Raw genomic sequence first — 22,379 nt, forward strand, 5'->3', positions numbered from 1 at the left:
GTCTCAGTCGGCGCTCGTGACCGATTGCACGGTGCCGTCGCTCGCGAAGTTGACGAGCAGCACGTCGTCGGTCTCGTCGGGGTCGAGGGCGTATTCGAGCACGGCGAACGGATCCGTGCCGCCGTGCTCGTCGGCGAGGATCGTCATGCTCATGAGCTCGAGCGAGCGGACGATGTCGACAGGGGCGTCGCCCGACACATCGACGAGGACGTCCTCGATCTCGTCGCCGTAGCGATCGGTCATCATGAGGATGAACTCGGTGACGTCGCTCGCCCGATTGTCGACCTCCGCCAGCATGGCGTTGCGCGCGCGGCGGTCGATCTCGTCGAGGGATGTGACGAGCGATGCCGCCGCGTCGAGGGCGTCGGGCGTGACGTCCTCCTGATCGGGCGCCGTGAGGTCGACCGTGACGCGCATGTCGCCGAGATCGACGTTCTCCGACCAGAAGATCGCGCCGTCGGGCCCCGACTCGAGGAGCCCGAAGTAGTCGTGTTCGATCGCCATACGCCTACTCAACCACGTGACGGGCTCGCGCCGCGAGGGCGCGCCCCGACGGGCTCGCGCGCTCGCGCGGATCGCGGACGCCGGGCCGCGTTCGAGGGGCGCGCCCGGGGCTCAGCCGACGAGCTGCGCCGCGAACGCGTGCGGCGCGAAACCGGTGAGGTCGCCGATGCTCTCGCCCTCGCCGAGGAGCTTCACGGGGATGCCCGTGCGCTCCTGCACGCTCAGCACGAAGCCGCCCTTCGCGGAGCCGTCGAGCTTCGTGATCACGAGGCCCGTGACCCCCGCGTGCTCGAGGAACGCCTCGGCCTGCAGGACGCCGTTCTGGCCGGTCGTCGCGTCGAGCACCAGCAGCACCTCGCTGATGGGCGCCTGCTTCTCGATGACGCGGCGCACCTTCGTGAGCTCGTCCATGAGCCCGGCCTTCGTGTGCAGGCGGCCAGCCGTGTCGACGAGGACGATCTCGGTGCCGGTGCGCTTGGCGTAGTCGATCGTCTGGAAGGCGACCGACGCGGGATCCTGCCCCTCCCGCTCGGGGCGCACGATCGCCGCCCCCCCGCGCTCCGCCCATGTCGCGAGCTGCTCGACGGCTGCGGCGCGGAACGTGTCGGCGGCGCCGACGACGATCGAGCGGCCGTATCGCCCGAGGAAGTGCGCGAACTTGCCGATCGTCGTGGTCTTGCCGACGCCGTTGACGCCGACGACGAGCACGACCGCGGGACGCTCCGTGAGCTTCAGGGTCGAGTCGAACTTCGCGAAGCGCTCTTCGAGGCTCTCGACGAGCATCCGCTTGAGGTCCTTCGGGTCCTCCGTGTGGAAGCGCGCGACCTCCTCGCGGAGGTGATCGACGATCTGCTCCGTGATGTCGGGGCCGAAGTCGGCCGTGATGAGGGCCGTCTCGAGGTCGTCCCACGTGTTCTCGTCGATCGTCTCTTTCACGAACATGCCGCGCAGCGCGCGACCGAGGGACCACTTCTCCGCCATGGGATCCAGCCTAGTGGGAAGCGCGGTTCAGGAACGCCGGGAGGCCGTCACCGTGAAGGTGCGATCGCGCCCGATCTGGCGGGTCGGGCCGACGATCCGCTCGAGCTGCGGCCGGTACCGCAGGTGGCCGTTCCAGACGGTCCACAGCTCCCCGCCCGGGCGCAGCACCCGCGCCGCATCGGCGAACAGGCGGGGCGCGATCGCCGCGGTCACGGCCGCGCCCGAGTGGAACGGCGGGTTCAGGAGCACGAGGTCGGCGGATCCGTCGGGCTGCGATGCGAGCCCGTCGTCGCGCACGACGCGCACGCGATCCTCCACGCCGTTCGCGGACATCGTCGCGCACGCCGACGCGACGGCCGCGCTCGAGCGGTCGGTCGCGATGACGCGCGTGCCCGGTCGGGCGCACGCGTACGCGGCGGCGATGGCACCCGTGCCGCAGCCGAGGTCGATCACGGATTCCGCATGCGGCATATCCTCGAGAAAGCCGAGGAGGAAGCGCGTGCCGATGTCCAGAGACGTCCCCGCGAACGCGGCGCCGTGCGCGCACAGCGTGAGGCCGATGTCGTCGTGCCGCTCGCTCCGCGGCCACGGCGCGCCCGCGCCGGGTATCGGATCCGCCGCGTGCAGCACGCGCGACTTCCCGACGCCCCTGCTCGCCCGCACGGTTCGGAAGCGGCGCGCGAGCACCTCGTTCATCGACGGCGTCATGTGCTTGACGCGCCCGCCCGCGACGACGCGCACGTCCGGGGCCGCCGCGTCCGCGACGACATCGGCCACCTCGGCGAGGGCGTCGAGCCCTCGGGGCAGCTGCGCCACGACGAGGTGAGCGCCGCGGGCGAGGTCGGCGTCGAGCGCGTGCCAGGCGACGCGGCCGACGAGATCGACCCCGAGCAGCTCGGCGTTCGCCGCGAGCGCCCGCTCCCCCGTCAGGGCGTCCTGATGCACGCGCAGGCGCAGATCCGGATCCGCCGCAAGAAGCGACAGGGTCAGCGCGCCGTACCGGTCGCCGATCACGACGGTATCGCCCCGCACGGGCCCTGTCTCCGCGAGGATCAGCCGATCGCTCGCATCGGCCGCGACGAGATCGTGCGCCTCGACATCGGGCCAGCGTCGCAGCCCCGGTGCGATCCGATCGAACGCCTCGACGGGGCTCATGCGCTCGCGCGATCGCCGATGCGCTGGCCCACGACGGCCGACACGCCGTCCTGGCGCATCGAGACGCCGTAGAGAGCGTCGGCGATCTCCATCGTGCGCTTCTGGTGTGTGATGACGAGCAGCTGGCTGTTCTCGCGCAGCTTCTCGAACACGCCCAGAAGGCGGCCGAGGTTCGCATCGTCGAGGGCCGCCTCGACCTCGTCGAGGATGTAGAACGGGCTCGGCCTGGCCTTGAAGATCGCCGTCAGGAGCGCGACGGCGGCGAGCGAACGCTCGCCTCCGGAGAGCAGCGACAGCCGCTCGATCTTCTTCCCCGCCGGCTTGACGGCGACCTCGATGCCCGTCGTGAGCATGTCGTCGGGATTCGTCAGCGTGATCGAACCCGTGCCACCCGGGAAGAGGATCGGGAACATCTCCGCGAACGCGCGCTGGGTGTCCTCGAATGCATCGGCGAAGATCGTCTGCATGCGCTCGTCGAGGTCGGCGATGATCGTCTGCAGATCGCGGCGCGTCCGCGTGAGGTCGTCGAGCTGCTCCGTGAGGAATCGGTGACGCTGCTCGAGCGCCGCGAACTCCTCGAGGGCGAGCGGGTTGACGCGACCGAGCTGGGAGAGCTTGCGCTCGGCGGTGCGCAGCCGCTTCTCCTGCTGCGCGCGGTCGTACGGCACGGTCTCCTGTTCGACGGCTTCGCCCTCGGGGGCGCCGAGCTGGTCCTCCTCGCCCGGATCCGGCGCCTCGGCCGCCTGCTCCGCGAGCACCTCGTCGAGCGGGACCGGCTGATCCGGTCCGTATTCGGCGACGAGGATCTCCTCGCCCATGCCGAGCTCGGACTGCACGCGCTCGACGAGGCTCGCGAGGTGGAGCTTCTTCTCGTGGATCTGCAGCTCGAGGCCGTGCACGCTCTCGGTGAGGCGCGCGAGGCGCTCGCGGATCGACGTGTCCTGCTCGCGCAGTCTCCGCAGCTCCCCCGACACCGCGCTCCGCGCACGCTCGGCCTCGCCGAGGGCCGCGCGCGCCTGAGTCACCGACCGGTCGACGGACGCGAGCACGGCAGGCAGTTCGCCCGCGACGGCCCGTGCGATGTCGCGCTGACGCCGGCGCAGCACCGCGCGCCGCGCCGCGTGCTCCGCGGCGTCCTGCTCCCGCCGGCGCTGCCGCTCGAGGCCCGCCGCGTGCGCCTCGGCCGCGCGCACCCGCTCGCGGGTGGTCTCGACCTCGAGGCGCGCGGTCATCTCGCCTTCGCGGGCCTTCTCGAGCGCCGCGAGCAGCCCCTCGCGAGCCGATGCGTCGAGGATCGGCCGCGGCTCCTCTCGCGCGGCGTCGAGGGCCTCCTGCGCGCGGCGGGCGCGCTGCTCCGAGTCGGCGACCGACGCCCGCGCCTTCTCGAGGTCGACCGTCAGCCGCTCGCACTCCTGGGCCGCGGCCTCGTGCCGCACCGTGATCCGGTTGACGTGCTCGGCCTGCTGAGCGAGCTGCGCGTCATGCGCGCGGAGCGTCTGCAGCGCCTCCTTCTGGGCGCCGCGCGCCTCCTGCACGCGCTCCTGCAGCTCGCGGCGCTCGACGCCGAGGCCCTCGACCTCCGCGCGCACCTCCGCGAGCCGCGCCGTCGCCTCGTCGCGTTCGGCCTGCAGCGCGAGGCGCGACTGCCCCTCGCCGGACCCGGCGCGGATCGTGCGCGCCGTGACGATCTCGCCCGCGCGCGTCACGATCGTCGCGCGCTCGGCGTCGTCGCCCGCGAGGGCGGATCCGGCCGTGCGCGCCGCGCCGAGGTCCTCCGCGATCAGCACCCAGCGCAGCACGCCGCGTACGCCGCCCGGCGCGGTGACGACGTCGACCGCGCGCTCCAGTCCTTCGCCGGGATCCGCGATCGGATCCCCGCCCGCCGCGTCGGCGATGACGACATCGATGGTCCCCGCGTCGCCCGTCGTCTCGGCGATCCGGAAGGCCGCCCCGCGATCCTCCGCGAGCACCCCCTCGGCGAGCGGGCCGAGCACGGCCTCGATCGCCTGCTCGTACCCGGGGCGCACCTGGACCGATTCGCTCACGAGGCCGCGGATGCCCGCATCGCCGCGCGCGATGACCTCCCCCGCGGCGTTGGTCACGTCGAGCGCCGAGCTCAGCGCGGCGGACTTGGCCGTGAGCGCGTCGGCCTCGCGCTCGGCGACCCGGTGCCGCTCGCGGACCTCCTCGAGCGACCGCTCGGCGGCGCTCACGTCGCGCTGCGCCCGCTCGTACGCCTCCTGCAGATCCGCGGCCTGCTGCTCCCCGACCTCGGCGGTCTCGAGCGCCTCGAACGCCTCACGCGCCTCGCGGCGCCGCTCGTCGGCCGCGTCGAGCGCCGCCTGCTGTCGGACGACGGCCCCGCGCACGGCCTCGAGCGTCTGCTCCGCCGCATCCGCCGCGCCGCGCAGGGTCGTCACGCGCATGTCGTACTCGCTCACGAGCGCGCTCTGCTCGGCGATCTCGGCGTCGAGCGCGTCGAGCTCGCCGCGCGCCCGCACCAGATCGCGCGACGCCGCCTGCACGGCGTCCTGCGCCTCGCCGACGCCGTCGGAGAGCCGCGTGACCTCCTCATGGGCGGCGTCGATCGCCTGCTGCGACACCGTCACCTGCGGGCGATCGGCGTCGTCGTCGTTCCCCAGCAGCGCCAGGCGCTGGTTCGCGAGGGTGAACAGGCCGCGCAGGCGCTCCTGGGCCTGCTCGAGGCCGAAGACGACGCGCTGCGCCTCGTCGACGGCCTTCGCCGTCTGCTCGCGCTCGAGCTGCGAGATGCGCAGCCGCACGCCGGACGCCTGCTCCTCCAGCGCGATCCGCTCGGTGTGACGCTCCTGCTCGCCCCGCGCGTGCTCGGCGAGCTGCGTGCGCAGCCGCACGACATCGTCGGCATGGATCCGCGCCTTGGTGTCGCGGACGACCGCCGCGATCGTCTGCGCCTGCCGGGCGATCTCGGCCTGGCGGCCGAGGGGCTTGAGCTGCCGCCGGATCTCCCCCGCAAGGTCGCTCAGGCGGGTGAGGTTCTGCTCCATCGCGTCGAGCTTGCGAAGGGTCTTCTCCTTGCGGCGGCGGTGCTTGAGGATGCCCGCGGCCTCCTCGATGAATCCGCGTCGCTCCTCGGGTGTCGCCCGGAGAACCGTGTCGAGCCGCCCCTGCCCGACGATGACGTGCATCTCCCGGCCGAGGCCCGAATCGCTCAACAGCTCCTGCACATCGAGCAGGCGGCACGACTCGCCGTTGATCGCGTACTCGCTCTGGCCCGTGCGGAACAGGGTGCGGCGGATCGACACCTCGCTGTATTCGATCGGGAGGGCGCCGTCGGCGTTGTCGATCGTCAGCTGCACCTCCGCACGACCGAGCGGGCCGCGCGTCGCGGTGCCGGCGAAGATGACGTCCTCCATCTTGCCGCCGCGCAGGCTCTTCGCCCCCTGCTCGCCCATCACCCATGCGAGAGCGTCGACGACATTCGACTTGCCGGATCCGTTCGGGCCGACGATCGCGGTGACGCCCGGTTCGAGGACGAAGGTCGTCGGCTGCGCGAACGACTTGAACCCCTTGAGGGTGAGGCTCTTCAGGTGCACGTCGATCCGCCTCCCTCGTCTCGTCGCACGCCGCGCGCTGTGCCTCGACACACCCTATTCGGCCGCCCCGCCGAGGCCGCGGAACGGCGCGGGACACGCCGGATTCCGGTGCGTCGCTTGACGCCGACCGCGGATCGTGCGTAACGTTCAGCTCGCACACATTTTCGTTCCGGGTGAGATCGCCCGCAGAGGACCGAGAGGAGGAAGTCCCATGATGATCATCGATACGACGCCATGGACTTCCGTCCCCGCTCTGCGCGACGCACGACGTCGCGGCACGAACGCACAGGGATCGACGAAGGCCCTCTAGCCTCTCGGCCCCGCGCGTCCGCTCTGCGGCGCGGTCGTCTCTGACGGATCCCTGACGGATCCGTCTCGCTCACGCCTCCTTCAGCGTGACCCGCCCCTCGCCTCCTTCGGTGCAGGGCCCCTCCCTCGCCCCTCGGCGCGGGGATCCTCCCTCGCCTCCTCGGCGCGGGGATCCACGCTCGCGCCGCTCCGGCGTTCAGCCCCCGCCCCCGTCCCGCGCGGCCCCCTGCCGCGCCCCGCGGGAGCGGTTCCCCCTCGCAGTTCCCTCTTCCTCTCTTGACCAGGAGTTCATCGTGAACCTGTCTGTTCCCACCCGTCCCCCCTCTCCGCAGCGGCCTGTCGCACAGACGTCGGCCGAGACCGCCGCGGAGATCCTGCAGCGCCGCGCCCCGCGCACGACGCTGTTCGATCGCATCGCGATGCGCATCGGGCTGGCCCTGCTCATCTGGGGCACCCGCCCCACGCGGCAGTCCGCTCCCGATGTCTCGGGATTCCGCGCCGACCCGCGCGCCCCGCTGTACGCGCGGCACGCGCACGACGACTCGCTCGCCCGCCACGCGCTGCTGCACGGCGCGTCGACCACCCCGTTCGGCCGATGAGCGCGGCGCGCACCCCGCGAACGCACACACGTTCCGCGAGCGCACACGAGATGTCGTGTGCGCTCGCGCAGAACGTGTCCGCTCGCGACATGAACCGAAGGAGACACGCATGATGACCCTCACGATCGACACTCTGCACGTCCCCGAATCCGTCGACGCGCCCGACGCCGGCGAGTGGCGCGCATACATCGAGGTCATCAACGCGTCGTATCGGCACGACGCGGGGACCGACCTGCTCGAGTGGGATCCCGCTGTGATGCTCGCTGCGATGCATCAGCAGTCGCACCGTGTCAGGCTCGCCTACCTCGCCCGCGACGGCGGATCCGTCGTCGGCGCGGGCGAGCTCACCTTCGACCGTTCGACCGAGCGCGACGTCGAGTTCATGGTCGCGGTCGCGCCGGGGGCCCGCGGCCGCGGGATCGACGACGCGATCTGCGCCCGGCTCGAGGACGAGGCGCGCGCCCTCGGCCGGTCGTATGCCCTCGTCTACGCCCCGACGCCGGTCGACGCGGACACGCTCCCGTCGGACGCCGTGCTGCGGCCGTCGTCCGGCGCGGGCGGCGTCCCGCGCGACGACGAGCGGTCGCGGATGCTCCTCGCGCGCCGATACGCGCTCGGGCAGGTCGAGCGCGCAAGCGCGTACGCGCTCGACGCGGATCCGGATCCGCTCCGCGCGCGTCTCGACGCCGCGCAAACGGCGGCCGGAGACGAGTACGAGACCGTGTGGTGGTCCGACCGCGCCCCCGACGCGTATATCGACGGGTACGCGGCCGCGATCGCGCGCATGGGCACCGACGTGCCGTCGGGCGATCACGACTGGGAGCCGGAGGTGTGGGACGCGGAGCGGATCCGCGCCCGCGAGGACCGCGCCGCCTCGACGGGGCAGCTGTGGGGCGTCACCATCGTCGTGCACCGCCCGACGGGCGTCGTCGCCGCGTTCAACGAGCTCGTCCTGTCGCCCGATCGCGCCAAGCCGACCGAGAACTACGGCACGCTCGTCGTCCCGGAGCATCGCGGGCGCCGGCTCGGCACGATCGTGAAGTGCCTCGGCCTGCTGCGCTGGCGCGAAGTCGCCCCCGACTCCCCCGCGGTCGTCACGTTCAACGCCGAGGAGAACCGGCACATGCTCGACGTCAACGAGGCGGTCGGCTTCCGCCCCGTGTTCTGGGAGGGCTCGTGGCATACGCACCTGAGCTGATCCCCTCCCGATGGCGCGAACGCACAGGGTGTGCGCGAGTGGACACGCTGTTTCCTGTGCTCTCGCGCAGATCCTGTGCGTTCGCGAACTTCTCCTCCCGAAAGGCGACATGACCCTCACGATCGAGCCCCTGCACATCCCGGAATCCGTCGACGCACCCGACGCCGGCGACTGGCTCGCCTATGTCGACATCGTCAACGAGATGTGCCGCGCCGACGCCGGATCCGATCTGTTCGACGGCGACGCCGCGACATGGCTCGTCGGGATCCGCAACCGCGCCTACCGCGACGCCCACACGGTCGTCGCGCGCGATGCGGCGGGGACGATCGTCGGCATCGGGAACGCCACGTGGGAGCGCGATGGCGCCACGACGGCGAACGTCGACGTTGCGGTCCGGCCCTCTCAGCGCGGCACCGGCATCGAGGATGCGATCCAGCGCAGCCTCGAGGCCGAGCTCCGAGCCCGCGGGCTCCGGATCGCCTGGTCCTACGCGTTCGTCCGCGGCGATGGGCTCGACGGTCTCGCCGAGCACGAGCTCCTGCGCCCCTCGTCGGGCCGCGGCGCGGTGCCGCGCGACGACGTCAGCGCCCGGTTCATGCTCCGGCACGGCTACGAGCTCGGGCAGGTCGAGCGCGCGAGCACGTTCGATCTGCGCGCGGATCCGTCGACCCTCGAGCGCACGCTCGAGGCCGCGCTCCAGGTCGCCGGCGCCGGCTACGAGCCGCTCTGGTGGCAGACGCCGACGCCCGACGAGCACGTCGACGGCTACGCGGCGGCCGTCGCGCGCATGTCGACCGATGTGCCGAGCGGCGACCTCGCCGTTGACGAGACGGCGTGGGATGCCGCGCGGATCCGCCACCGCGCGGAGGCGAAGGCGTCGGCCGGCGTCACGATGGCGGTTGCCGCCGTGCGCCACCGCCCATCGGGACGGATCGTCGCCTTCAACGAGATCCAAGTCGTCGCCGACCGCACGCGCCCGTCGGAGAACATCGGCACCCTCGTGCTCTCGGAGCACAGGGGCCGCCGACTGGGCACGATCGTCAAGTGCCTCGGCCTGCTGCGCTGGCGAGAGCTCGTGCCCAGCTCGCCCGTCGTGCAGACGTTCAACGCGGAGGAGAACGCCCCCATGCTCGCCGTCAACGAGGCCGTCGGCTTCGCCCCGGCGTGCTGGACGGGCGAATGGCAGAAGCGCCTCGCCTGACCGGCCGGCACGAACGCACACACTCTGTGCGAGCGCACACGTCATTTCATGTGCGCTCGCGCAGAACGTGTGCTCTGGCGGGTATGGATCCCATGATCGCGGAGAAACGCGTCGAACGTCGATCGCGATCGGATCTCCCTGTTCGTCCACCTGATCATCCTCTGGCCCGTCGCGGCGCGGATCTCGTCCTCCCGGCGCTTCTCGTCGAGGACAACCTGCTCGACCGACCGTCCGCGGCGCATCTCCCGATCGCGATACTTCACCTCTCCGTCGAACTCGCCGAGCACGCCGTCGATCTCGAAGTCCACCCGGTATCGCGCGCCCGTCGCGACTCGCACCTCCCGCTGCACGACGATGTCCGTGAACCCCAGTTGCACGGCATAGAGCCTGCTGGCGCTCTCCCCCGGTGAGTCCGCCCGCGGATCCATGAGTTCGACGACGAGGCGGGCCTGTTTCACGCCTCGAGCCCCGGGGTGATCGGCGATGAGGAGACCGAGGTCGGCCCGGAACTCGTGCGCCGCCTCCTCGTCGATGCCTCGGGAATCGGCGATCCGCGAGACTCTCCCGATCGCGGCATCCGCGCACGCGAGCGCCGTCGGGACGCGCGTCGTGCGGATCACGTCGAACACGGTGCGGGCGAGCGTCGTGACGCGGATGCCGTCGACCTCGACGAAGTCGCCGTCCCAGCGATCCCGATGGCGCGTCACAGCGGCGCTCGGTGTCCCCGTCCCGCGATCTCCGCTCAGGAGGTGCGCCGCCGAGTCGCGATGGCGGAACAGCGGCAGCCCATGCACGGCGGCCGCCGTAGCGCGGCATACGACCGGCGGAGTCCGCGCAGCGTCGGTCGCCGCGCGCGCCAGCGCGACCTGTCGCTCCTCGACGTGCGCGTCGCGCCACGCCGCCCTGCTTGCGTAGTGTCCATTCCGGATCCGCTCGGCTCGTCCCTGCGCGACCTCGACCCGAAGTCGGCGGTCGCTGACTCCGTCACCGACCAGATCCCGTCGCGAGTATGTATCCATCGCCATACTCTTGCGCAGGCCGCGGCCGTAGCGTTCGTGCCTGTGGATACCGACGCGAGCGCACATGATCTGCGCGAGAGCACACGACATTTCCTGTGCGCTGGCATGCAACATGTTCGTTCGCGAGGGGTGATGCCGGCGGGTAGCGTGGATCCATGCGCATCACGGTCATCGGCGGCGGAGTGGGAGGTGCGCGCTTCGTCCTCGGCGTGCGCGAGCACGTGCGGCGGACGGGTTCGGGCGACACGATCGACGTCGTCGTCAACACGGGCGACGACTGGTGGGTCTCCGGCCTGCGCATCGCGCCGGACCACGACAGCCTGCTCTACGCCCTCGCGGGCGTGAACGACACCGAGCGCGGCTGGGGTCGTGCCGGCGAGACCGAGCGCGTATCCGCGGAGCTCGCGGCCTGGGGGACGGCGCCCGAGTGGTTCACGCTGGGCGACCTCGACCTCGGCACCCACATCGCGCGCACCGCCTGGCTGCGCGGCGGCGCGAGCGTGAGCGATGTGTACGCGCGCCTCGGATCCCGCTGGCCGCTCGGCGTGCGCCTGCACCCGGCGACGGACTCCGAGATCGACACCCATGTCGAGACCGACGAGGGGTCCCTGCACTTCCAGGAGTGGTGGGTCCGCCACCGCTCGGCTCTCCCCGCCCGTGGGTTCTCGCAGCGGGACATCGCGCGGGCGGAGCCGTCCGCGGGCGCGCGCGAGGCGATCGCCGGCGCCGATGTGATCCTCCTCGCGCCGTCGAACCCCGTCGTGTCGATCGGCCCTGTCCTCGCGGTCCCGGGCATGCGCGAGGCGCTCCTCGCGGCCCGCGCGCCGATCGTCGGCGTCTCGGGGATCATCGATGGATCCGTCGTGCGCGGCATGGCCGATGCCTGCCTGACCGCGATCGGCGTGGAGACGTCCGCGCGCGCGGTCGCCGAGCACTACGGGCCGCGCGCGGGCGGCGGGATCCTCGACGGCTGGCTCGTCGACGAGAGCGATGCGGCGTCCGCGGATCCCCTCGCCGCGCGCGGCATCGCGGCGCGCGCCGTGCCGCTGTGGCTGCGCGACCCCGAGACGTCGGCCCAGCTCGCGCGCGACGCGCTCGAGCTGGCGGCGTCTCTGCGCCGCTGAGCCCACGTCACTCCGCGGGGCAGGCGCCGCAGCGCCCGAACACCTCGAGGATGTGCCGGGTCACGGTGACGCCGCTCCGTTCGGCCGTCGCGCGGATCCACTCCTCGTCCGGCGGGTCGATGTCGACGGCCGTGCCGCAGTCCTCGCACACGAGGTGGTGGTGCCCGCCCTGCTCGCAGGCGCGGAAGAGCTGGCCGCCGGGGACCGGGATGGCGTCCGCGCGGCCGATGTCGACGAGCGCGTTGAGCTGCCGATAGACGGTGGCGAGGCCGACGGCGCTCCCCTCGTCGCGCAGGCGCTGGTGCAGCTCGCCCGCGGAGATGAACCCGTCGGCGGCCGTGAGCTCGCGGCACACCGCCTCCTTCTGGGCCGTGTTGCGGCGCTCGCGGATCGTGGCGGACATCCCCGACTTCCTCCCGATGATGAGAACCGATCCTGATTACATAGACATATTGCGAATCATTTATACATGTGGTGAGGTGGATCCGTGAACGCAGAACCGAGGCTCGCCGCGGCGGCACAGCTGTTCAAGACCCTCGGCAGCGAGCCGCGCCTGGCCCTGCTGCACACGATCGAACGGGAGCCGCGCTCGGTCAGCGCGCTCGCCGAGGCGACGGGCATGTCGCAGCCACTCGTCTCCCAGCACCTGCGCACCCTGCGGCTGGCCGGGCTCGTCACGCCGGTCCGCGCCGGCAAATTGGTCACATACGAGCTCGCCGACCAGCACGTCAGCCACGTGATCGCCGACGCCCTCGAACACGTCCAGGAACCCGTCGCGGGAGACCCCGCGCGCACGAACCACCCCGCCGCCGAACAGAAGGAGACAGCATGACCACCGCCGAGATCCACGCCGAGCACACCACTGCCGAGCACGAACACGGGGCCGGCTGCGGCCACGAGGCGATCCCGCACGACGACCACGTCGACTATCTGCACGGCACGCACCGCCATGCCCTGCACGGCGACCACTACGACGAGCACGAGTCGCTGGCCGAGCACACCGCCGCCGATCACGCGCACGGCGCGGACTGCGGTCACGAGGCCGTGGAGCACGACGACCACGTCGACTACGTGCACGGCGGTCACCGTCACGCCGCGCACGGCGACCACTACGACGAGCACTGACCCGAGCCCCCCATCTCGGGACACGGAGGGGCCGCGCGGCGGCCGCGCGGCCCCTCCGTCGTCCCCGACCCTCGACGCCCACCCGCCGCTCCCTCGCTCGCGCTCTGCCGTATAGTGCGTAATGATAACCATTATCAATACGTGGTGCACCCGCACCGAGGAAGCACGGCCCATGACACGAACCTCTCCCCCTCTCGACGCGCTCGTCATCGGAGCCGGCCCGGCCGGCATCGGCACCGCCCTGGCCCTCGACGCGGTGGAGGATCTCACCTTCGGGCTGCTGGAGCGCGGCCAGATCGGGCAGACGTTCCTGGACTGGCCGGAGGCGCAGACGTTCCTCACCCCGTCGTTCACGGGCAACGGCTTCGGCGCGACCGATCTGAACGCGATCCACCCGGAGACCTCCCCCGCGTTCAGCCTCGGCGTCGACTACCCGACCGGCTCGCAGTACGCGACGTACCTCCGCAGCGTCGTCCGACACTTCCGGGTCCCCGTCCTCGACGACGCAGAGGTCACCTCGGTCGTCCAGAACGACGACGGGTTCACGGTCGAGAGCGCGCGGGGGCCCGTGTGGGCTCGATCGCTCGTGTGGGCCGGCGGCGAGTTCCACCAGCCGCTCACGCCGCGTGTCTCCGGCAGCGGCCTCGCCGATCGCGCATGCAGCGCGGCGGCGTGGCGGGCGCGGGAGGGGCGCGCGGTCGTGATCGGCGGGTACGAGTCCGGCATCGACATCGCCTGCCATCACGTCGAGGGCGGGGCGGACGTCACGATCGTGGACGGCGAGACACCGTGGGACGCCGGCACCGGGTCGGATCCGTCGTTCCGTCTCGCGCCGCGCTCGCGCCGGCGCCTCGAGGCCGCGACGGCGACGGGCCGGCTCGAGCTCGTGGCCGCGAACGCCGCCGGCGTCAAGCGCGACGGATCCGAGTGGGTCGTGAGCCTCGACAACGGCAGCCGCCTGCGCACGGACTCGCGCCCCATCGCGGCGACGGGCTACGGGCCAGGGCTCGGCCCCGTCGACCACCTGTTCGCGCGCCGCCCCGACGGCTGGCCGGAGCTCGACGAGGACGACCAGTCGACGCTGGCGCCCGGCCTCTTCCTGTCCGGACCGGCGATCCGCCACGGCGGGCTGAAGTTCTGCTTCGTCTACAAGTTCCGGCAGCGCTTCGCCCACATCGCGCGCGTCATCGGCGACCGCGCCGGGAAGGACACGGGTGCGCTGGAGGCGTGGCGCGCCGCCGGGATGCTCACCGACGACCTCTCCTGCTGCGGGGTCGAGTGCGCGTGCTGACCGTCCGCGGGCGCGCCGCCCTCACGACGGCGCTCTTCGCGGCCGCGATCGCCGTGGGGAGCCTCATCGGCATCTTCGCCCCCGGCGCGGCGGCCGGCGTCGCGAGCGCGGCGGATCCGCTGATCATGGTGCTGATCGGCGCCCTGTTCTTCACCCTGACGCCGGGCCGGCTGCCCGAGGTGCGCCGGATCCCGCGCACGGCGCTGATCGCGATCGGGATGAACTTCCTCGCGATCCCCCTGCTCGCGCTGGCCCTCACGGCCCTCGTGCCGGACGAGGCGTTGCGCCTCGGGGTGCTCATCTACTGCCTCGCACCGTGCACCGACTGGTTCCTGGGATTCACGCGCCTCACCGGCGGCGACACCGCGACCGGTGCGGCGCTCATCCCCGTGCAGATGGTCCTGCAGCTGCTGCTGTACCCCGTCTGGCTGTCGCTCTTCGCCGGGGAGCGCGTCGACGCGATGATCGATGCCGCCGGCCCGACCCTGCTGACCTGGTTCGTCCTGCCCGCCGCGACGGGGATCGCCGCGCGGCTCGCGCTGCGCCTCGTCCGGCGCTCCTCCTGGCGGGCGGGCGCGGTGATGGCGGTGGACCGCGCCGTGCCCGGCGTCATCGCCGCGCTGATCGCCGCGATCTTCGCCGGCAACGTCCAGGTGGTCCTCGCCGACCTGCCGTCGTTCGCATGGGTGCTGGCCGTCGTGTTCGGGTTCTTCCTCGCCGTGTACGCGCTCGGCGAGGCCATCTCCCGCGCGTTCCGCCTCGCCTATCCAGAGCACGCCCTGCTGACCATGACGACCTCCGCCCGGAACGCGCCCCTCATGCTCGCCGTCACGACGATCGCGCTGCCCGACCAGCCGGCCGTGCACGCGGCGATCGTGCTCGGCATGCTCGTCGAGTTCCCACACCTCGCCGTCGTCACCCAGCTGCTGCGGCGGCGTGCGCCGGATCCGGAGCGCACATCAGTCGCTGAGCCGGCGATAGCGACGTAGCCGCCGCAGGCCCGCCGCATCCGAGCGCTCCGCCGGGGCCGCGGCCGCCTCTCGAAGGCGGCGCTCGGCGCCGGCGGGGTCGAGGTGCAGGCCGATCGCGACGAGCTCGCCCTCGGCAGGCGGCACGGGCAGCGGAGCGACGTGGATCGCCCGCCCGACGACGTTGACGACGTAGCCGGCATCGCCCCGTGCACCGCGCACCCGCACGCGCCCCTTCATCCGGTATGCGCCCTCAGGCGGATCCTCGAGGAGGTCGACGACGGCCCCGGGCGAGATGGGGCGGGTGAGCGCCACGGACGCGGCGCGGGCGTGCTCGTGCGCACCGTGAGCGTGCGCCTCCTCCCGCAGCAGCCGCGCGATCGGCAGCTCGTCGGCGGGGTCCTCCTCGCTCGCGATGTCGAACACGAGGCCGGGATCCACGCGTCCCGCCGTCGCGACGACGAGCGGGGCGTGCGTGTTGCGCTCGCGCACCCGTTCGCGGATCCGGGCGATCACACCGTCGCGCTCGCCCTGCGGAAGCAGGTCGCTCCTGCCGATCACGACGAGCGTCGCCGCGCCGTACCGCGCAGGCGGCTCGGGGCGCACGTCGACCGTGCGGAAGTGCTCGGCGGCATCGATCACCTCGATCACTCCCCCGGGCCGGATCCTCTCGGCCCCGCTGAAGCGGATCAGGCGCGCGAGCTCGAGAGGCTCGGCGGCACCGCTCGCCTCCACCATGATCGCGTCCAGCCGCAGGCGGGGATGAGAGAGACGTTCGAGCGCATCGTCGAGCCCGCCCGCGTCGGGCAGGCAGCACAGGCACCCGCCGGAGATCGCCGCGGCCTCGTCGACCTGGCCCGTCACGAGCGCGGCGTCGACGTTCAGCGCGCCGAAGTCGTTGACGACCACGCCCAGCCGGGCGCCCGGTGCGCGCAGCAGGTGGTTCAGCAGGCTCGTCTTTCCCGCGCCGAGGTGCCCCGTGATCGCGGTGACCGGCACTCTCGCGGGCGGGTCGCTCAGCGGCGCGGCGGGCCGCCCGCGCGCCGAGGGCTCGGTCATGCCGTCACCCCTCACAATTGAGAATCATTATCATACACGAGCATCGCCACGACGAGCCCGGCCCGGTCAGCGGGGAAGAATCGCCTCGACCTGAGCGCGGATGCTCGCGAGCAGCTCGGGGATCGTCGCCCCGACATTCACGCCGTTCGCCAGGGTGAGGAACATGATGGCCGTGACCACGCCGGCCAGTGTCGAGGCGTCCTCGGCGCCCACATGCCCCTTGTCGACCAGCACGCCGGCGACGGCCTCCTCCGTCTGCGCGACGATGGACAGCGCCTCCGCGCGATGGGGCTCAGCCGGGTCGCCGAAGACCATCTCGCGCAGATAGGTGCGGCCGTTCTCGACGTGGACGCGGTTGCACTCCACGATCTGCTCAGCGAGGGCCATCACCCCACCCAACGCATTCGATGCTTCGGCCGCCGCCACGCGGCCCCGAGCCAACGATGCCGCATAGTGAGCGTTCTGCACCAGCAGAAGCAGATCACCCTTGGTCTTCGCGTACAGGAAGAGCGTTCCCGTGCCGATATCGGCTGCATCGGCGATCTGCTGCGTGGTGACCTCATCCACCCCGCGCTCCGCGAACAGCTCGCTCGCGGCCGCGGTGATGCGCTCGAGTTTGGCCTGCTTGTTCCTCTCACGCCGCCCGAGCGGCTGGAATGTCGTGGACATCGATCCCTCCGGGAATAAACTCTGAGTCAAGTCAGTTATGAACATGGTCACTGACGTGCGGACTCGGTTTCACCTCCGCTCATTCTCCCACGCCGGTGCGCGGCCACCCGGCCTCCGCCCCATCTCGAAGAAACAGGAATCAACCATCATGACTTCCCTCAACGGAGCCGTCGTCCTCGTCACCGGTGCGAACGGAGGCATCGGCACCCATTTCGTCCGCGAGGCCCTCGCCCGCGGCGCCGCCAAGGTCTACGCCACGGCCCGCAGTCCTCGCGAATGGGACGACGACCGCGTCATCCCCCTTGCGCTGGACGTCACCGATCCGGGCTCGATCGACGCCGTCGTCGCGCAGGCATCGGATGTCACGGTGCTGATCAACAACGCCGGCACGGCCCCGTCGACGCCGGGGATTCTCACACACACGGCCGAGGAGATCCGCAGCAACGTCGAGACGAACTTCCTCGGCCCTCTGTTCCTCGCCCGCGCCTTCGCGCCGGCCCTGTCCGCGAAGGGCGGCAACACCGCGATCATCGACATGCACTCGGCTCTGTCCTGGTTCGCGGTGATGGGCATCTACTCCGCGACCAAGGCCGCGCTGTGGTCGGCGACGAACTCGCTGCGCCTCGAGCTCCAGCCCGCAGGAGTCCAGGTCGTCGGCGTGCACGTCGGCTGGGTCGACACACCTATGGCCGCCGGCGCCACCGACCCGAAGCTCGACCCGGCGCTGCTCGTCACCCAGGTGTTCGACGCGACCGAGGCCGGCGAGCACGAGGTCCTCGCGGACGAGACGTCCGTGCAGGCCAGAGCCGGACTCTCCGCGCCGCTCGAGGTCGTGTACCCGCAGCTCGCCCTCGGCGAGTAGTCGGACCCCCACGGGCGGCCACTGACGCCCCCACCGCACAGAACTGCAGAAGACAGAGGAATCATGAAAGCGTTCGCGTTCGACAAGTACACGCATCCCATCCGCCAGACGGAGGTGCCCGAGCCCGAGGTGGGCGATCGTGACGTGCTCGTGCGCGTCGCGGCTGCGGGGGTGAACCCCGTGGACGAGAAGATCCGGGACGGAGAGTTCAAGGCGATCCTGCCCTACAAGACTCCCCTCGTCCTCGGGCATGACGTCGCCGGCACCGTCATCCGCACCGGTGCGAGCGTCACCCAGTTCACGCCGGGTGATCAGGTGTTCGCGCGGCCACGGGACGGTCGGATCGGGACGTTCGCCGAACGCATCGCGATCGATGAGGCCGACCTCGCCCTCGCCCCCGCCACGATCAGCCTCGTCGAGGCGGCATCCTTGCCGGTGGTGGCATTGACCGCCTGGCAGGCGCTCGTCGTCAGGGGCAAGGTGCAGCCGGGTCAGAAGGTCCTCATCCACGCCGGGGCCGGTGGTGTCGGGGCGATTTCGATCCAGCTCGCCAAGCACCTCGGCGCGCAGGTGGCGACCACGGCCTCGGGGAAGAACGCCGACGTCGTCCGCGATCTCGGGGCGGACATCGTGATCGACTACCGCACCCAGGACTTCGAGGCCGAGCTGTCCGGGTACGACCTGGTGCTGGACAGCCTCGGCGGCGAGAATCTCGCGAAGTCCCTGCGTGTCCTGCGTCCGGGCGGCAAGGCGATCGGGATCTCCGGACCACCCGACCCGGCGCTCGCGAAGGCGGCGGGCCTGAATCCGGTCATGCGCCTGGCGGTCGCCGCATTGAGCGCGAAGATCCGCCGACAGGCGAAGAAGCTCGGCGTGAGCTACGAGTTCCTCTTCATGGCGGCCAGCGGCGATCAGCTGCGGCGGATCGCCGCCCTCGTCGATGACGGCACGCTGCGCCCGGTGGTCGGAAAGACGTTCTCCTTCGACCAGACCCCACAGGCCCTCACGGCGCTGGCCACGGGCGGCACCCGCGGCAAGACCGTCATCACCGGCCCGTGACGCCACCTCACCCCACACGACGATCTCCCGAAGGAACGATCACCATGAGCACTATCGACCAACCCGTCACAACCTCGTACGCGAAGGCCACCACGAAAACCCTCACCGCTGGCGGTGTCACGTTCGCCTACCGCGAGCTCGGCCCCCGGGAAGAGATCCCCGTGGTCTTCTTCGTGCACCTGGCCGCGGCCCTGGACAACTGGGATCCGCGCATCATCGACGCGATCGCGAAGACCCGACACGTGATCACGTTCGACCAGCGCGGTGTCGGAGCCTCCTCAGGTTCCATCCCGGACACCATCGAGGAAGCAGCCGACGACGCCTACACCTTCATCACCGCACTCGGATTCGACAAGATCGATGCCTTCACCTTCTCGATGGGCGGATTCATCGCCCAGGACCTGATCATCAAGCACCCCGACCTGGTCCGCAGACTCGTCCTCGCGGGCACCGGCCCTCGCGGTGGGAAGGGCATCGACAAGATGATGGGTGTGACCTATGGGGACGTCTTCCGTGCCGCGATCACGCGCGCGGACCCCAAGGAGTATCTGTTCTTCAACCGCGACAGGCCCGGCAAGAAGGCCGGGAAGGCGTTCATGGAGCGCCTCAAGGAGCGCACTCACGACCGCGACGAGCCCGTCGGTCTCGCGGCGGTCCATACCCAGCTGAAGGCCATCCAGCGCTACGGCCGCTCCGCCCCATCGGACCTGTCGGTGATCACTCAGCCCACCCTGATCGCCAACGGCGACAACGATCGCATGGTCCCCTCCATCCTCTCCGCCGACCTGCACCAGCGAATCAAGGGATCCACATTGATCATCTACCCGAACTCCGGACACGGCGGCATCTTCCAGTACTGGGAGCAGTTCGCTCCCGTCGCCGCCGAGTTCCTCGCCCCCTGATCTGCCGAGGGCGCGCCGAAGACAGAAGACGCGGGTGAGACCACACCGACGAGCGTCGGAAGCGTCGTGCAGGTCCGCCCCTCTCTCGGCGCGCTCGACCGCGATGGCGGGGCGCGCGCGAAGCCGAGTCTCCCTGACGTCGGAATCACGACGGGGGCACGCGGGTCCGAGGTGCGCTCACCACGGCGACGGAGATCACGTCGTGGCCAGCTCCATGATGACGCGTGCCGTCTCGGCCGGGTGGGTGATCATCGGCCAGTGGCCGGCGTCGAGCGTGCGGCAGCTCCAGCCGAGCAGCTCCACGGATACATCAGCGGCTGGAGGGCTGGTCCGGAGGCAGCGCACGTAGGCCACGGCCGTGTCCGTCGCGGTCAGCGGCTCGTCGACCGCAGTTTGCATGTAGGTGCCGATCGGCTGAGCGGTGAGGTGCCGCTGCATCCAGTCGAAGTCGGCGTCGCCGATGCCGTTCTCTGGGTAGAGCTGGTCGAGCTGCTCGCGCGAGAACCACGGGATCGCCCCGTCGTGGGCCATGCTCGTCATGAACGCGGCGACGTCGGCACCCATGACGTCGAACCACGACTTGCCGGGCTGCGGCAGCACGGCGTCGATGAGGATCAGCTGGCGGATGCTGTGCGGGCGTCGCTCGAGCACTGCCGCCGCGACGTAGCCGGCGAACGAGTGGGCGACGAGCGTGGCACCCGCGTGGCCCGCGAGGGCTTCGCTGACGTCCTCGACCCAGTCATCCAGGCCGATGGTGGCCGCGGGCGTCGAATCGTCTCCCGTGGTGCGCAGCTGCGGCGTCGTGGTGTGGAGTCCGTGGCCGTTCAGGATCGGTGCTACGCGTTCCCAGGCCCACGGGCCCAGTCCGCCGCCTCCGAGGAGGACGATGGGGCTGTTCGCGGTCATGTGTCTGCTCCTATGCGGTTGATGAAGTCGGTCAGGTCGCCGACGAACTCGGCTGGCGAATCGAGTGAGGCGACGTGGCCGCCGCCGTCGTGCGGGTACCAGGCGAGGAGATCGTTGTCGCGGGCCGACACCGAGCGGGCGGCGAAGTCCCCGTGACCGAAGACGCTCACCGCAGTCGGCACGGCCGCAGCGGCGGCATCCAGGTCGGGGGCATCCATCGAGTAGATCCGCATGCTGCTGCCCATACTCGCCGTCAGCCAGTACAGGGTCGCGTTGGCCAGGATGAAGTCGGTTCCCAAGCCGAAGTCCTCCCCGAGTTCGCCCTGCCAGAGCTGGTACTTGTCGAGCTGCCAGGCGAGCAGTCCCACCGGCGAATCGGACAGCGCGAACGCCAGCGAGTCCGGACGACGACTCTGCAGCTGGAGGTATCCACCGCCGTCGACGGCGAACGTCCTCAACCTGCTCCAGGCCGGTTCGTCGTCGGCACTCTCGGCCATGAACCCGCTCAACCCCGCGCTCACGTGGACGCCCATGACCCGGTCGGCTTCGACGGTGCCGATGACTCGGGCGACAACGGAGCCCCAGTCCTGTCCGTGGACGACGAACCGGTCGTGGCCCATCGTTGACATGGCGTCAGCCAGGAGACGAGCCGAGTCGGTGATCGACCAGGCGCCGTGCGGCAGAGTCGAGGTGCTGAATCCAGGAAGGGAAGCCAGCACGATCTCGGACGCCAGCGCCTGGAGGGGCTCGATCACGCGGTGGAAGGCGAGGAACGAGGTGGGCCAACCGTGCAGGAGCAGCATCGGCACGCGCCCAGATCCGCGGAACCTGACGACATGAACTCGGATGCCCCCGATGCCGAGGTCGACGTGTTCACCCCACCCGTCGCCGCTCTCCTGCTGCAGCCAGTGCTCCCACTCGGCCGCGAACCGCTTCGCGGTCGATGCCGCGAGACCGCGCACACCCGCTTCCGCCGAGGGCAGGACCGGCCATCGCGTCTTCCGGAGGCGGCTTCGGAGAGACTCGAGGCCCGCTTCGGGAGACCCGAGTGCACCCAGAAGGAGTTGGTAGCATGCTGTCACATCGCCACAGTAAGTGATTGACAGCACACTGTCAAAGGAGGTTGTGTGAACGCCGACACCGACGCGGCTCTGCATGCCGTCTTCGAGGTGAACCGGCTCCTGCGCGACGCCGGGGAACGAGTGTCGGCAGCGGCAGGTCAGACGCATTCTCGACGCATGGTCCTCCAGACCGCCGGCGATCGCGCCACCGTACCGGACATCGCCCGCCGGCTCGGGCTGCAGCGACAGAGCGTCCAGCGCGTCGCCGACGAGTTGGTCGCGGACGGGCTCGCGCGCTACGAGGACAACCCGCGTCATCGGCGGTCCCGGCTCCTTGTCACGACCGCAGCCGGCAACAGTGCCCTCGCGGCGATCCAGAGCGCTCACCGCGCGTGGGTCGTGGACCTGGAGACCACGATTGGCCAGCTCGACTGGGCGCGCCTCAGAGATGATCTGGACCGCATCGCGAAGGCCGTCGAGAAACGCCCACTACCCGAGAGCTAACGTCTTCGCTGGCAGACGAGGCAGAAGTGGCTCGAGCGATTCGTGAATGCCTCTCGCCGGATGGGGGTGCCGCACCGCCGGCACGGCTCACTCCCGCGACCGTACGCGTTGAGGCTGTGCGCGAAGTAGCCGGACTCGACTCGTTTGTGACATTCACGTATGGCCAGTCGAGTCATCAGTCGACTGACGATTCGATAGGACTCGACTCCCCCTCGCAGACTGACTGCGACTGACAACCTGAGGACCAACCTAACGATCCCGGACGTACTCGTCTCTGACTACGCTCGAGACGATCACGCGAGAGGGAC

At 71.0% G+C, this 22,379-nt stretch carries 22 protein-coding genes and 1 pseudogene; 12 read left to right on the forward strand and 11 right to left on the reverse strand.

Going from position 1 to position 22,379, the window contains the following annotated elements; all coding sequences use genetic code 11:
• Nucleotides 1-3: 3 nt before the first annotated feature.
• From GB932_RS17225 to smc, 4 genes are all read right to left on the reverse strand, one after another.
• On the reverse strand, nucleotides 4-504 hold the full coding sequence (locus tag GB932_RS17225) for a DUF2004 domain-containing protein (protein WP_156761932.1): 501 nt from the start codon (nucleotides 502-504) through the stop codon (nucleotides 4-6).
• 111 nt (nucleotides 505-615) lie between these two features.
• Nucleotides 616-1,485, reverse strand: a complete 870-nt coding sequence (gene ftsY / locus GB932_RS17230) for a signal recognition particle-docking protein FtsY (protein ID WP_156761933.1) — start codon at nucleotides 1,483-1,485, stop codon at nucleotides 616-618.
• 27 nt (nucleotides 1,486-1,512) lie between these two features.
• A complete protein-coding gene (locus tag GB932_RS17235) occupies nucleotides 1,513-2,640 on the reverse strand; it encodes a class I SAM-dependent methyltransferase (protein WP_156761934.1) in 1,128 nt (375 codons plus the stop codon).
• A complete protein-coding gene (gene smc / locus GB932_RS17240; protein ID WP_156761935.1) occupies nucleotides 2,637-6,215 on the reverse strand; it encodes a chromosome segregation protein SMC in 3,579 nt (1,192 codons plus the stop codon). Before smc ends, GB932_RS17235 begins: the two co-directional genes overlap by 4 nt.
• 602 nt (nucleotides 6,216-6,817) lie before the next feature.
• Here smc and GB932_RS17245 point away from each other — a divergent pair.
• The 3 genes from GB932_RS17245 to GB932_RS17255 all read left to right on the forward strand — a co-directional run bounded on the left by GB932_RS17245 (nucleotide 6,818) and on the right by GB932_RS17255 (nucleotide 9,522).
• Nucleotides 6,818-7,123: a hypothetical protein gene (locus tag GB932_RS17245; RefSeq protein ID WP_156761936.1), complete on the forward strand. Its 306-nt coding sequence runs from the start codon at nucleotides 6,818-6,820 to the stop codon at nucleotides 7,121-7,123.
• A 109-nt stretch (nucleotides 7,124-7,232) separates the two neighbouring features.
• A complete protein-coding gene (locus GB932_RS17250) occupies nucleotides 7,233-8,321 on the forward strand; it encodes a GNAT family N-acetyltransferase (RefSeq protein WP_156761937.1) in 1,089 nt (362 codons plus the stop codon).
• A 109-nt stretch (nucleotides 8,322-8,430) separates the two neighbouring features.
• The gene (locus tag GB932_RS17255) at nucleotides 8,431-9,522 is read left to right on the forward strand and encodes a GNAT family N-acetyltransferase (protein WP_156761938.1); all 1,092 of its coding nucleotides are present in this window, start codon (nucleotides 8,431-8,433) and stop codon (nucleotides 9,520-9,522) included.
• A 41-nt stretch (nucleotides 9,523-9,563) separates the two neighbouring features.
• Here the strand turns inward: GB932_RS17255 and GB932_RS17260 are convergent, their stop codons facing one another.
• Nucleotides 9,564-10,541, reverse strand: a complete 978-nt coding sequence (locus GB932_RS17260) for a hypothetical protein (RefSeq protein WP_156761939.1) — start codon at nucleotides 10,539-10,541, stop codon at nucleotides 9,564-9,566.
• 155 nt (nucleotides 10,542-10,696) lie between these two features.
• On the opposite strand from GB932_RS17260, the gene cofD reads away from it, so the two are divergent.
• The gene (gene cofD, locus GB932_RS17265) at nucleotides 10,697-11,665 is read left to right on the forward strand and encodes a 2-phospho-L-lactate transferase (protein ID WP_156761940.1); all 969 of its coding nucleotides are present in this window, start codon (nucleotides 10,697-10,699) and stop codon (nucleotides 11,663-11,665) included.
• Nucleotides 11,666-11,672: 7 nt separating this feature from the next.
• Here cofD and GB932_RS17270 read toward each other — a convergent pair whose 3' ends face one another.
• The gene (locus tag GB932_RS17270; RefSeq protein ID WP_156761941.1) at nucleotides 11,673-12,068 is read right to left on the reverse strand and encodes a Fur family transcriptional regulator; all 396 of its coding nucleotides are present in this window, start codon (nucleotides 12,066-12,068) and stop codon (nucleotides 11,673-11,675) included.
• A gap of 84 nt (nucleotides 12,069-12,152) precedes the next feature.
• On the opposite strand from GB932_RS17270, the gene GB932_RS17275 reads away from it, so the two are divergent.
• The 4 genes from GB932_RS17275 to GB932_RS17290 all read left to right on the forward strand — a co-directional run bounded on the left by GB932_RS17275 (nucleotide 12,153) and on the right by GB932_RS17290 (nucleotide 15,070).
• Nucleotides 12,153-12,497 carry an ArsR/SmtB family transcription factor gene (locus GB932_RS17275; RefSeq protein WP_156761942.1) on the forward strand — a complete coding sequence of 115 codons (345 nt, stop codon included), beginning with the start codon at nucleotides 12,153-12,155 and terminating at the stop codon, nucleotides 12,495-12,497.
• Entirely contained in the window at nucleotides 12,494-12,790 is a 297-nt protein-coding gene (locus tag GB932_RS17280) for a hypothetical protein (protein ID WP_156761943.1), read from the forward strand. The genes GB932_RS17275 and GB932_RS17280 overlap by 4 nt, the downstream gene beginning before the upstream one ends.
• 172 nt (nucleotides 12,791-12,962) lie before the next feature.
• On the forward strand, nucleotides 12,963-14,081 hold the full coding sequence (locus GB932_RS17285) for an NAD(P)/FAD-dependent oxidoreductase (protein ID WP_156761944.1): 1,119 nt from the start codon (nucleotides 12,963-12,965) through the stop codon (nucleotides 14,079-14,081).
• The gene (locus GB932_RS17290) at nucleotides 14,075-15,070 is read left to right on the forward strand and encodes an arsenic resistance protein (protein ID WP_156761945.1); all 996 of its coding nucleotides are present in this window, start codon (nucleotides 14,075-14,077) and stop codon (nucleotides 15,068-15,070) included. Before GB932_RS17285 ends, GB932_RS17290 begins: the two co-directional genes overlap by 7 nt.
• On the opposite strand, the gene GB932_RS17295 is transcribed toward GB932_RS17290, so the two are convergent.
• A complete protein-coding gene (locus tag GB932_RS17295) occupies nucleotides 15,041-16,108 on the reverse strand; it encodes a CobW family GTP-binding protein (RefSeq protein ID WP_156761946.1) in 1,068 nt (355 codons plus the stop codon). The genes GB932_RS17290 and GB932_RS17295 overlap by 30 nt on opposite strands.
• A gap of 66 nt (nucleotides 16,109-16,174) precedes the next feature.
• Nucleotides 16,175-16,777, reverse strand: a complete 603-nt coding sequence (locus GB932_RS17300) for a TetR/AcrR family transcriptional regulator (RefSeq protein WP_156761947.1) — start codon at nucleotides 16,775-16,777, stop codon at nucleotides 16,175-16,177.
• A gap of 148 nt (nucleotides 16,778-16,925) precedes the next feature.
• Between GB932_RS17300 and GB932_RS17305 the strand changes: the two genes are divergently transcribed.
• From GB932_RS17305 to GB932_RS17315, 3 genes are all read left to right on the forward strand, one after another.
• The gene (locus GB932_RS17305) at nucleotides 16,926-17,639 is read left to right on the forward strand and encodes an SDR family oxidoreductase (protein ID WP_156761948.1); all 714 of its coding nucleotides are present in this window, start codon (nucleotides 16,926-16,928) and stop codon (nucleotides 17,637-17,639) included.
• 63 nt (nucleotides 17,640-17,702) lie between these two features.
• Complete coding sequence (locus GB932_RS17310) at nucleotides 17,703-18,698, forward strand: NADP-dependent oxidoreductase (protein ID WP_156761949.1); 996 nt, start codon at nucleotides 17,703-17,705, stop codon at nucleotides 18,696-18,698.
• Nucleotides 18,699-18,742: 44 nt separating this feature from the next.
• Nucleotides 18,743-19,600, forward strand: coding sequence for an alpha/beta fold hydrolase (locus GB932_RS17315; RefSeq protein WP_156761950.1), 858 nt, complete (start codon nucleotides 18,743-18,745; stop codon nucleotides 19,598-19,600).
• A 195-nt stretch (nucleotides 19,601-19,795) separates the two neighbouring features.
• Here the strand turns inward: GB932_RS17315 and GB932_RS17320 are convergent, their stop codons facing one another.
• On the reverse strand, nucleotides 19,796-20,506 hold the full coding sequence (locus GB932_RS17320) for an alpha/beta fold hydrolase (RefSeq protein ID WP_156761951.1): 711 nt from the start codon (nucleotides 20,504-20,506) through the stop codon (nucleotides 19,796-19,798).
• On the reverse strand, nucleotides 20,503-21,735 hold the full coding sequence (locus GB932_RS17325; RefSeq protein ID WP_156761952.1) for an alpha/beta fold hydrolase: 1,233 nt from the start codon (nucleotides 21,733-21,735) through the stop codon (nucleotides 20,503-20,505). The genes GB932_RS17320 and GB932_RS17325 overlap by 4 nt, the downstream gene beginning before the upstream one ends.
• Here GB932_RS17325 and GB932_RS17330 point away from each other — a divergent pair.
• Nucleotides 21,634-22,071 (forward strand): MarR family winged helix-turn-helix transcriptional regulator, encoded by a 438-nt coding sequence (locus GB932_RS17330; protein WP_197517547.1) that lies wholly within the window; start codon nucleotides 21,634-21,636, stop codon nucleotides 22,069-22,071. The genes GB932_RS17325 and GB932_RS17330 overlap by 102 nt on opposite strands.
• On the opposite strand, the pseudogene GB932_RS17335 reads toward GB932_RS17330, so the two are convergent.
• Nucleotides 22,068-22,208: pseudogene (locus GB932_RS17335) on the reverse strand (zinc finger domain-containing protein); the annotation flags it as partial. The gene GB932_RS17330 and the pseudogene GB932_RS17335 overlap by 4 nt on opposite strands.
• Nucleotides 22,209-22,379 lie beyond the last annotated feature (171 nt).

Origin of the sequence: Microbacterium karelineae, from assembly GCF_009745985.1 — a bacterium.
GTDB lineage: Bacteria > Actinomycetota > Actinomycetes > Actinomycetales > Microbacteriaceae > Microbacterium > Microbacterium karelineae.